The sequence below is a fragment of the Arthrobacter sp. APC 3897 genome, assembly GCF_030407495.1.
Taxonomy (GTDB): Bacteria; Actinomycetota; Actinomycetes; order Actinomycetales; family Micrococcaceae; genus Arthrobacter_B.
Genome location: NZ_JASDDG010000003.1, coordinates 187,257 through 196,578, shown reverse-complemented (window position 1 = coordinate 196,578; position 9,322 = coordinate 187,257). Strand labels below are relative to the sequence as shown.

General features: G+C 67.0%; 6 protein-coding genes. 1 reads left to right on the top strand and 5 read right to left on the bottom strand.

Annotated features, from left to right (window positions below; all coding sequences use genetic code 11):
- The 5 genes from putP to QMA10_RS03170 all read right to left on the bottom strand — a co-directional run.
- The coding region (putP, locus tag QMA10_RS03190; RefSeq protein ID WP_290166091.1) for a sodium/proline symporter PutP at positions 1–1,508 on the bottom strand (1,508 nt) is incomplete at its 3' end.
- A gap of 111 nt (positions 1,509–1,619) precedes the next feature.
- The gene (locus QMA10_RS03185) at positions 1,620–3,125 is read right to left on the bottom strand and encodes a gamma-aminobutyraldehyde dehydrogenase (RefSeq protein WP_290166089.1); all 1,506 of its coding nucleotides are present in this window, start codon (positions 3,123–3,125) and stop codon (positions 1,620–1,622) included.
- Positions 3,122–4,558, bottom strand: coding sequence for an FAD-dependent oxidoreductase (locus tag QMA10_RS03180; RefSeq protein ID WP_290166087.1), 1,437 nt, complete (start codon positions 4,556–4,558; stop codon positions 3,122–3,124). The genes QMA10_RS03185 and QMA10_RS03180 overlap by 4 nt, the downstream gene beginning before the upstream one ends.
- 4 nt (positions 4,559–4,562) lie before the next feature.
- Positions 4,563–5,936 (bottom strand): aspartate aminotransferase family protein, encoded by a 1,374-nt coding sequence (locus QMA10_RS03175; protein ID WP_290166085.1) that lies wholly within the window; start codon positions 5,934–5,936, stop codon positions 4,563–4,565.
- A 21-nt stretch (positions 5,937–5,957) separates the two neighbouring features.
- Positions 5,958–7,448, bottom strand: coding sequence for a CoA-acylating methylmalonate-semialdehyde dehydrogenase (locus QMA10_RS03170; protein ID WP_290166083.1), 1,491 nt, complete (start codon positions 7,446–7,448; stop codon positions 5,958–5,960).
- A 150-nt stretch (positions 7,449–7,598) separates the two neighbouring features.
- On the opposite strand from QMA10_RS03170, the gene QMA10_RS03165 reads away from it, so the two are divergent.
- Positions 7,599–9,284, top strand: a complete 1,686-nt coding sequence (locus tag QMA10_RS03165) for a PucR family transcriptional regulator ligand-binding domain-containing protein (RefSeq protein ID WP_290166081.1) — start codon at positions 7,599–7,601, stop codon at positions 9,282–9,284.
- Positions 9,285–9,322 lie beyond the last annotated feature (38 nt).

The window sequence follows — 9,322 nt, the reverse complement described above, 5'->3', positions numbered from 1 at the left end:
GCGGGCACGGTCGCTTCCGGTGCGGCGCCGGCCTTGGAAATTCGCACGGCGTCGTCGAATTCGGCGTCGATCTCAGCTGAGGGCTTGAACGTCACGCGGCTGACGATGACGGCCAGCAGCAGGTTGATGAGGAAGCCGGGAATGATTTCGTAGACGTCGCCCAGGACGCCCGGCATGGCCAAGGTTCCCCACAGGAAGGCAACGGCTGCACCGGCGATCATGCCGGTCAGGGCTCCGGCCGTGGTGAGCTTGCGCCAGAACAGCGCCAGCAGGATGGTGGGACCGAAAGCGGCACCGAATCCGGCCCAGGCAAAGCCCACCAGGTCCAGGATGGACGCGTTTCGGTCCAGCGCAATCAGGATGGAAATGACTGAGACCGCCAGCACGGCCAGCCGTCCGAGCATCACCATGGACTTAGGGGAGGCGTCGCGCTTGAGCACGATCTTGTAGAGATCCTCCACCAGGGCGGAGGAGGTGACGATCAGCTGCGAGGAGATCGTGCTCATGATCGCGGCCAGTACCGCAGCGAGGACAAAGCCTGCCACCAGCGGATGGAAGAAGATCTGCGAGAGCTCCAGGAAAACAGCCTCGGGATCGCTGATGCTGAGGTTGTTCTGCTGGAAGTAGGCAGCACCGATAAGCGCGGTCATGAGGGCGCCAATGACGGTCAGCAGCATCCAGCCCACGCCTATCCGGCGGCCGGCAACGGCGTCCCTGGAGGAGCGCAGCGCCATGAAACGGACAATGATGTGGGGCTGGCCAAAGTAGCCCAGGCCCCAGGCGAGGGCGGAAATGATGCCGACGGCGGTGCCCCCGGCGATCGGGTCCAGCATGTCGGGGTTGATCTCGCGGAGGGATTCGGTCATGCCGCCGAAGCCGCCCACCTGGCCCAGGCCTACAAGCGGAACGACAATGAGTGCCAGAAGCATCATCAGGCCCTGCACCACGTCGGTGTAGCTGGCGGCCAGGAAGCCGCCGAAGAGCGTGTAGGCGATGGTCACGCCGGCAACAATCAGCATGCCCGTCAGGTAGGTGGAGCCGAAGGAGCTTTCAAAGAAGACGCCGCCGGCCACCATGCCGGAGGAAACGTAGAACGTGAAGAACACCAGGATGATCACTCCGGACACCACGCGCAGTACCCGGGACCGGTCCTTGAGCCGGTTCTCCAGGAAGCTGGGCACCGTGATCGAGTTGTTGGACACCTGGGTGTAGGAACGCAGGCGCGGAGCCACGAACTTCCAGTTCAGCCAGGCGCCGGCGGTGAGGCCGACGGCGATCCAGCCCTCCACCAGGCCCGAGACGTAAATGGCACCGGGCAAACCCATCAGCAGCCAGCCGGACATGTCCGAGGCACCGGCGCTGAGGGCGGCCACTCCGGGCTTCAGGTCACGGCCGGCAAGCATGTAGTCATCGAGGTCGGTAGTGCGCCGGTAGGCCCACCAGCCGATCGCCAGCATGGCGAGCATATAAATCGCCATGGCGATCAGTTTGTACGTCTGGTCAGTCATCGTTTTGTTAGCCGTTCACTCTGGTTACGTATCGCGGTCGCGGCCCGAAGGCCCGTCCAAGTATGCCAAGCGTCACAGTGACCGGAGAAATCGCGCGGAATCCGGCGGTACTCAGCGGGAGCGGAAGACCGTGTCCTGCCAGTCCTTGTGGGCGGCTGCATCCCGGCCCATCATCACGTGCTTAACGTTGGTGTAATCCTCGAAGGAGTACACGGACATGTCCTTGCCGAAACCGGAGGCTTTGTACCCTCCGTGCGGCATTTCGGAGACGATCGGGATGTGGTCGTTGATCCAGACGCAGCCGGCGGCAATCTCCTCGCCGGCACGCAGGGACCGGGACAGGTCCCGGGTCCAGGCGGAGGCTGCCAGCCCGTAGGCGGTGTCGTTGGCGAGGCGGATGCCGTCGTCGTCGGAATCGAAGGGCAGGGCGGTGAGCACCGGACCGAAGACCTCATCCTGCACAATTTCGGAGTCCTGCGCCGCGCCGGTGACCAGGGTGGGCCGGTAGAACGCCCCGGCGGCCAGGTCTCCGCCCGGAGCGCTGCCGCCGGCCCGGACCGTGGCCCCGGCGGCGCGGGCGCGTGCAACGAATCCGGCCACCTTGTCGCGGTGGGCATGGCTGATCAGCGAGCCCAGGTCCGTGTCCGGATCGGCGGGATCGCCCACCACCACGGCATCCATCAGCTCGGCCACCCGGGCTGTGAAGTCCTCGAACAGGGGCCGCTGGATGTAGGCGCGGGTGGCTGCCGTGCAGTCCTGGCCGCCGTTGATGATGGAACCTGCCACGGCACCGTGTGCAGCGGCCTCGACGTCGGCGTCATCAAACACCACAAAGGGCGCCTTGCCTCCCAGCTCAAGGTGGACCCGCTTGGCGGTGCGGGCCGCCAGTGCCATGATCCGGCGCCCGACGGCGGTGGATCCGGTGAAGGAGGTCATGGCCACGTCCGGATGGGTCACCAGTGCTTCTCCCGCCACCTGCCCGGCACCGGTGACCACGTTGATCACGCCGTCGGGGATTCCGGCGGCGGCCGCCGCTTCGGCAAACAGCAGGGATGTTCCCGGGGTCAGTTCACTGGGTTTGAGCACAATGGTGTTGCCGGCTGCCACGGCGGGCAGGATCTTCCAGCCGGCCATCTGCAGGGGATAATTCCAGGGGGCGATGGAGCCGATCACGCCGATCGGTTCACGCCGGATCATGGAGGTTCCGCCGGCACCGTACTCGCCTGCGGCCAGCCCGTGCAGCTGGCGGGCGGCACCGGCGAAGAAGGAGACGTTGTCCACGGTTCCCGGAACATCGAACTGCGTGGACATTCGGATGGACTTTCCGGTCTGGGCGGTTTCCAGGGCGGCTAGTTCTCCGGCTCTGGCCTCCAGCTCAGCCGCGAGGCGCAGCAGCGCCGCGGAGCGGTCCGCAGGAGTTCTCCGGGACCACCCGGCGAAGGCAGCCCTGGCCGCGGCAACGGCGTTGTCGACGTCCCGCGGGTCCGCGTACCGCAGGGTCTCGGCGATCTCACCGGTGGCGGGATTGATCCGTTTGGCCTCTTCACCGCCGCCCTGCCGGTAGGCACCGTTGATGAACTGATGGCCGTCAAACGCCGGTCCGGTTGTTGTACTCATGAATCAAATCCCATTCCGATGCTGTCCAGTGCCTTGAGCCACGGTCCCCGCCGGCCCTGCCGCCGGTCCGCGCGGACCATGGCCGCCGTCGTTATTTTAATGCCCAGCCATGCCGCTGGTTCCGGGGGGAACGGCAGGGGTTTCCTGCGGACCATCTTCAGCCGGGTGCGTTCGGTGTCCTCGCCGGAGAGCAGGTCCAGGAGCACCTCTGCGCCGAACCGGGTGGCTCCCACGCCCAGGCCGGTGAAACCTGCACAGTACGCGGTCTTTCCGCCGTGCGCGGTATCGAAGAAGGGGAAGAACCGGCTGCAGGTGTCAATCGCGCCGCCCCACGCATGGCTGAAGGACACGTCTTCCAGCTGCGGAAAGGTGGCACGGAAATGGGCTGCCAGCCGCTCAAAGCTTGCACGGCGCACGTCATGTCCGGCCTTCAGCGAGCGGCCGAAATGGTAGACCGCGTCATAACCGCCGAAAAGGATCCGGGACCGTCCCTGCGCGTCGGTGGTGAGCCGGTAGTAGTGGAACCGGTTGTTCAGATCGGCCAGACCCTGGCGGTTGTGCCAGCCGACGGCGGCAAGCTGGCCGTCCGTGAGCGGCTCGGTCATGAGCACGTAGTCATAGACCGGAACCGTGTGCAGCCGGGTCCGTTTGAGCAGGGACGGGAACACATTGGTGGCCAGGGCAACTCGGCCGGCGGTGACGGTGCCGCCGTCGGCCGTGAGACGGACCCTGCTGCCGAGGTTCTCAATGCCGCGCACCGGGGTGTGTTCACGGATTTCGACGCCGGCGGCCAGGCAGGCGCGCCGCAGCCCCCACACCAGCCGGGCGGGATTGAGCATGGCAGTGCTTTTCCGGTCCCAGAGCCCGGCCAGATACAGCGGGGAATCAACTTCCTTCCGGACTGCTTCGCGGTCCAGGAACACCAGGTCCGGATCTGTTCCGGCTTCCTCGGCCAGCCACTGCACCTGGTGTTCTTCAGTGGCCACGGACAGGGTTCCGGTCCATTCAAAGCCGCAGTCGATGCCATAGCGTTCCACGGCGGCAGCGATTTCGCGCAGATTTTCCCGGCCCAGGCGTTCCAGCTGTTCGGCCTCGCCGGGCAGGTGGGCGCGTCCATTGGCGTCCCCGTGGGTCAGGGACGCTTCGCAGAACCCGCCGTTGCGTCCGGACGCCGCCCAGCCCACCCGGGATCCCTCCAGCAGCACCACGCTTCGGGCGGGATCACGTTCCTTGGCCAGCAATGCTGTCCACAGCCCCGTGTAACCGCCGCCGACGACGGCGAGGTCCGCGTCCAGGTGCCCGCTCAGCGCGGGCAGGGCCCCGGGGCGGTCCGGGTCATCCAGCCAGTAGGAACCGGATGCCGCCGCTGCCAGCGAGCCGGCGACGGCGGCCGGCGGAAACTGCCGTTCAGCCTGTTCGTAAACGGTGGCCATGGCTCTACGCGGTCACGAAGGAGTCCGCGATGCCCAGGACATCGTCGAGGATGCCCAGTCCCGTCCGGGCCTGATCATCGGTGACATTCAGCGGCGGAACCACGTGGATGCGGTTGAAGTTGGCGAACGGCAGCAGCCCGCGGTCCTTGCAGGCCGCGATCAGGGTGTTCATTTCCGGGCTGGAGGCGCCGTAGGGTGCCAGCGGCTCCCGGGTCTCCGGGTTTTTGACCAGTTCAACGGCCCAGAAAGCACCTGTGCCGCGGACCTCACCCACGCTGGGGTGCTTGGCTGCAAGGTCCGCCAGCCCGGGGCCAAAGACGGTGTCGCCCAGGCGTGCGGCGTTTTCCACCATGCCTTCTTCCCGCATGGCGCCGATGGTGGCCACGGCCGCGGCACACGCCAGCGGATGCCCGGAGTACGTCAGGCCGCCGGGGTAGGCCCGGTCCGCAAAGGTGGCGGCAATTTCATCCGAGATGGCTACACCGCCCAGCGGTACGTAGCCCGAGTTGATGCCCTTGGCGAACGTAAGCAGGTCCGGCATGACGTCCCCGCCGTGTTCCACGGCAAACCACTTGCCTGAGCGCCCGAAGCCGGCCATCACTTCATCGGCGATGAACATGATGCCGTAGCGGCGGGTCAGCTCCCGGACACCGGCCAGGTATCCGGGCGGCGGCACCATGATTCCGGCGGTGCCGGGGATGGACTCCAGCACCACTGCGGCAAAGGCGGACGGCCCTTCCAGCTGGATGATCTGTTCCAGATGGTCCAGTGCGCGCCGGCATTCCTCTTCCTCCGTGGTGGCGTGGAACTGGGAGCGGTAGAGGAACGGAGCGTGGAAATGGACGGTGCCCGCCGTGCCGTAGTCGTTGGGAATCCTTCGGGGGTCACCGGTGACGTTGACCGCCAGTGCCGTGCCGCCGTGATAGGAGCGGTAGGCGGAGAGGACCTTGTACCGTCCGGTGTGCAGGCGGGCCATGCGGACGGCGTGTTCAACGGCGTCGGCACCGCCGTTGGTGAAGAACACCGTGTCCAGATTCCCCGGTGTCAGTTCCGACACCAGCCGGGCCGCTTCCGAGCGTGCGTCGTTGACGTACTGCGGAGCAATGGTGCAGAGCTTGCCGGCCTGCTCCTGGATGGCGGCCACCACCTTGGGATGCTGGTGGCCAATGTTGGTGTTGACCAGCTGGGAGGAGAAGTCCAGCAGTTTCCGGCCCTCGCCGTCCCACACATAGGAGCCCTCTGCGCGGGTGACGGTCATGGGTTTGATCTGCTTTTGAGCGGACCAGGAGTGGAAAACGTGTTTGCGGTCCAGCTCATAGGCGCGGCGGCCTGCGGCGAGTTCGGCTTCGGTTACTGCGGATTCGGTGGTGGTGTTCATGATCGGTGTTCCTCCTGGGTCTTAGGCGTTCTGCGGGAAGCCGAGGTTCAGCCCTCCGTGGCTGGGGTCCAGCCAGCGGGTGGTGACCACTTTGCCACGGGTGAAGAAATGCACGCCCTCGGTGCCGTGTGCGTGCGAGTCGCCGAAGAGTGAGTTCTTCCAGCCGCCGAAGGAGTAGTAGGCCATGGGAACCGGGATCGGCACATTGATCCCGACCATTCCCACCTCTACCTCGTTCTCGAAGCGCCGGGCGGCGCCGCCGTCGTTCGTGAAGATCGCGGTGCCGTTGCCGTACGGGTTGGCGTTGATCAGGGCCAGGGCATCGTCGTAGCTGTCCGCCCGAATGACGGAGAGCACGGGTCCGAAGATCTCATCGGTGTAGATGGACATGTCCGGGGTGACGTGGTCGAACAGGGTGGGGCCAAGGAAGAATCCCTCGCCCTCGGCGTCGGGCGCCACGTCCCGGCCGTCCACCACCACGGCGGCGCCGGCGGCAGCACCTGCATCGATGTAGCCGGCCACTTTGTCGCGGTGGGCAGCGGTCACCAGCGGCCCCATATCTGCGCCGCGCAGGCCGTCGCCGATGCGCAGCGTGCGGGTGCGTTCGGCGATTTTGGCCACCAGCTCGTCGGCAATGGGTTCAACGGCCACCAGCGCGGAGATAGCCATGCAGCGCTCGCCGGCGGAGCCGAAGCCGGCATTGACGGCGGCGTCCGCTGCCAGGTCCAGGTCAGCGTCCGGCAGGACAATCATGTGGTTCTTGGCGCCGCCCAGGGCCTGGACACGCTTGCCGGCGGCCGTGGCTTCACGGTAGACGTACTGCGCAATGGGGGTGGAGCCGACAAAGGAGACGGACTTGATGTCCGGGTGGTGCAGCAGAGTGTCCACCGCTTCCTTGTCACCGTGGACCACGTTGAAGACGCCGTCCGGCAGGCCCGCTTCCTTCCACAGTTCCGCCATCCAGTTTGCCGCCGTCGGGTCCTTTTCGCTGGGCTTGACGACAACGGTGTTGCCGGCCGCGATGGCGACGGGGAAGAACCACATGGGCACCATGGCCGGGAAGTTGAACGGACTGATGATGGCGGCCGGACCCACCGGCTGCCGCACTGAGTGCACGTCCACGTTGGTGGAGGCATTTTCCGTGTAGCCGCCCTTGATCAGATGCGGAATGCCGCAGGCGAATTCCACCACTTCCTGGCCGCGGCTGATTTCGCCGAGGGCATCGTCGAGCACCTTGCCGTGTTCGGCGGTGATGATGGCGGCCAGCTCCGGTTTGCGGGCGTTCAGCAGCTCACGGAAGGTAAAAAGGATCTGGACCCGGCGCGCCAGTGACGTGTCACGCCAGCCGGGAAAGGCTGCTTTGGCGGCTGCGACGGCCTCGTTGACCGTCTCTGCCGAAGCCAGCGCCACCTGGGAGGTGACCTTCCCGGTGGCCGGGTTGGTGACGTCGGCCAGCCGGGTGCCGGCCGGCCCCGTGAAGGTGCCGTTGATCCAGTGCTTTGTGGTTTGCATGCCTGCTCCTGTGGATGGAATGCGGGAAACGTAAGTGGCACCATCCTGCCGGGAGCCACCCCCGGGCACCATTGGCAGCGTGTTAGGAAATGTGCAGACTTCTTTACGGTTTGTAAGGCCGACGCCGGATGGGACGGCTAGACTCGCGGCATGATGCTGACCGTTGCGGCCGTGCTGGAGCTGGACGTGGTGCGGGCCGGAGCACCCGAGGTGCTTGCCGGAGCCGGATTCCTGGACTGCCCGGTGCGCTGGGTGCACGTTGCGGAGCTGCGGAACCTGGCTGACCTGCTGGAAGGAGGAGAGCTGGTGCTCACCACCGGACTGGCTTTCGGGGATTCGGCCGGGGATGCGGCGGACTATCTGGCCGGGCTGGAGGCAGCCGGAGCGGCGGCGGTGATGGTTGAGCTCTCCGGTGATCGGCGGGCGGATGCCGCGGCCCTCGCCGCCGCTGCTGAGGGTGCCCGCTTGCCGGTGATCCGGCTGCACCGGCAGATCCGGTTCGTGGAGGTCACCGAGGTGGTGCACCGGCGCATCGTGGCCCGGCAGTTTGAACAGGTTGCCCGGGCGCGGGAAGTCCATGAAGTGTTCACTCTGCTGAGCCTGCAAAGTGCCGGAGTGCAGGAGATTGTGGACCAGGCCGCCCAGCTGGTGGCTGCGCCGGTGGTGCTGGAAGACGGTTCGCATCTGGTGGTGGCCTTCGCGCCGGGGCCGGTGCCGCCGCAGGACCTGCTGGGGAACTGGCAGCGCCGCTCGCGTGCAGTCCACCGGACCGGCCCCGAGATCAGGGAGGCCAAGGCGCCGCCAGCGGAAAGCGGACAGGCGCCGCCGTCGGAGGGAAGCGGACAGGCGCCGGGTGGAACCTGGCTGCAGGCGCCGGTGGATCTGGGCAGTCGGCAGTGGGGCCGGCTGGTGATTCCGCAGGCCCCGGCCTCGCCCGAAGCTGTTGCCGAGGCCTCCATGGTGCTGGAACGGGCAGGCCAGGCGCTGGCGATAAACCTGCTGACGGAGCGGGACCAGGCCGGACTGGCGCAGCAGGCCCAGGCAGGGCTCATCCACGAACTGCGCTCGCCGCGGGTGCCCGGGGAAACTGAAGCCCAAACACGGGCGGAGGCGCTGGGGCTGAAGCCCTCGCCGGCCTATCTGCCGCTGGTGCTGCATTTGGACGCCGGTGCCGGAGCTGATCCGATGTCCATGCAGCGGAAGGAACGCGCGTTGCTCGAGCTGCTGGACAGCGTGGTTTCCTCCACCCGGAATACTGCGCTGGCCGCAGCTCTGCAGACCGGCCAGGTGGCGGTGCTGCTGGCCCTGCCGGCCCGGTTGCTGGAGGACAGCGTGCTGGAACGCATCTGCGGGGTGCTGGCCGAACGGTCTGCCGCAGCGGCGGAACCGCTGATCTGGACTGCGGGGGTTGGCCGTGCCCGCTCCTCCCTGGCGGAAGCTGCCGCCGGACTGGATGAGGCGGCCCATGTGGCGCAGACGGCAGGAACACTGTCCGGCGGCGGCAAACGGTTTTACCGGTCCACGGATGTCCGGCTGCGCGGGCTGCTCGCGCTGCTGCGCGAGGATCCGCGGGCGGTGTCCTTTGCGGACGCTGAGCTGTCCGGCATCCTCGGGGACGGGGCAGGGGAGGACCTGGCGCTGCTGCAGCGTTTCCTTGAATGCGGAGGCAACAAGACAGCGCTGGCCCGCAGCGGCTTCCTGAGCCGGCCCACCCTCTACGCCCGGTTGGAGCGGCTGCAGACCCGGCTGGGTGTGTCCCTGGATGATCCGGAATCCCGCACCTCGCTGCACGTGGCGGTGCTGCTGCACCGGCTGCGGGTTCTCCCGGCGGGGTGATCAGGTTCCCGCCTCTGCCGGGACCGGACCGAAGCCGC

Excerpts from the sequence above, each read along its gene's own strand:
- QMA10_RS03180 (WP_290166087.1), bottom strand. The coding sequence starts at position 4,558 with ATGGCCACCGTTTACGAACAGGCTGAACGGCAGTTTCCGCCGGCCGCC.
- QMA10_RS03170 (WP_290166083.1), bottom strand. The coding sequence starts at position 7,448 with ATGCAAACCACAAAGCACTGGATCAACGGCACCTTCACGGGGCCGGCC.
- QMA10_RS03165 (WP_290166081.1), top strand. The coding sequence starts at position 7,599 with ATGATGCTGACCGTTGCGGCCGTGCTGGAGCTGGACGTGGTGCGGGCC.
- QMA10_RS03175 (WP_290166085.1), bottom strand. The coding sequence starts at position 5,936 with ATGAACACCACCACCGAATCCGCAGTAACCGAAGCCGAACTCGCCGCA.
- QMA10_RS03185 (WP_290166089.1), bottom strand. The coding sequence starts at position 3,125 with ATGAGTACAACAACCGGACCGGCGTTTGACGGCCATCAGTTCATCAAC.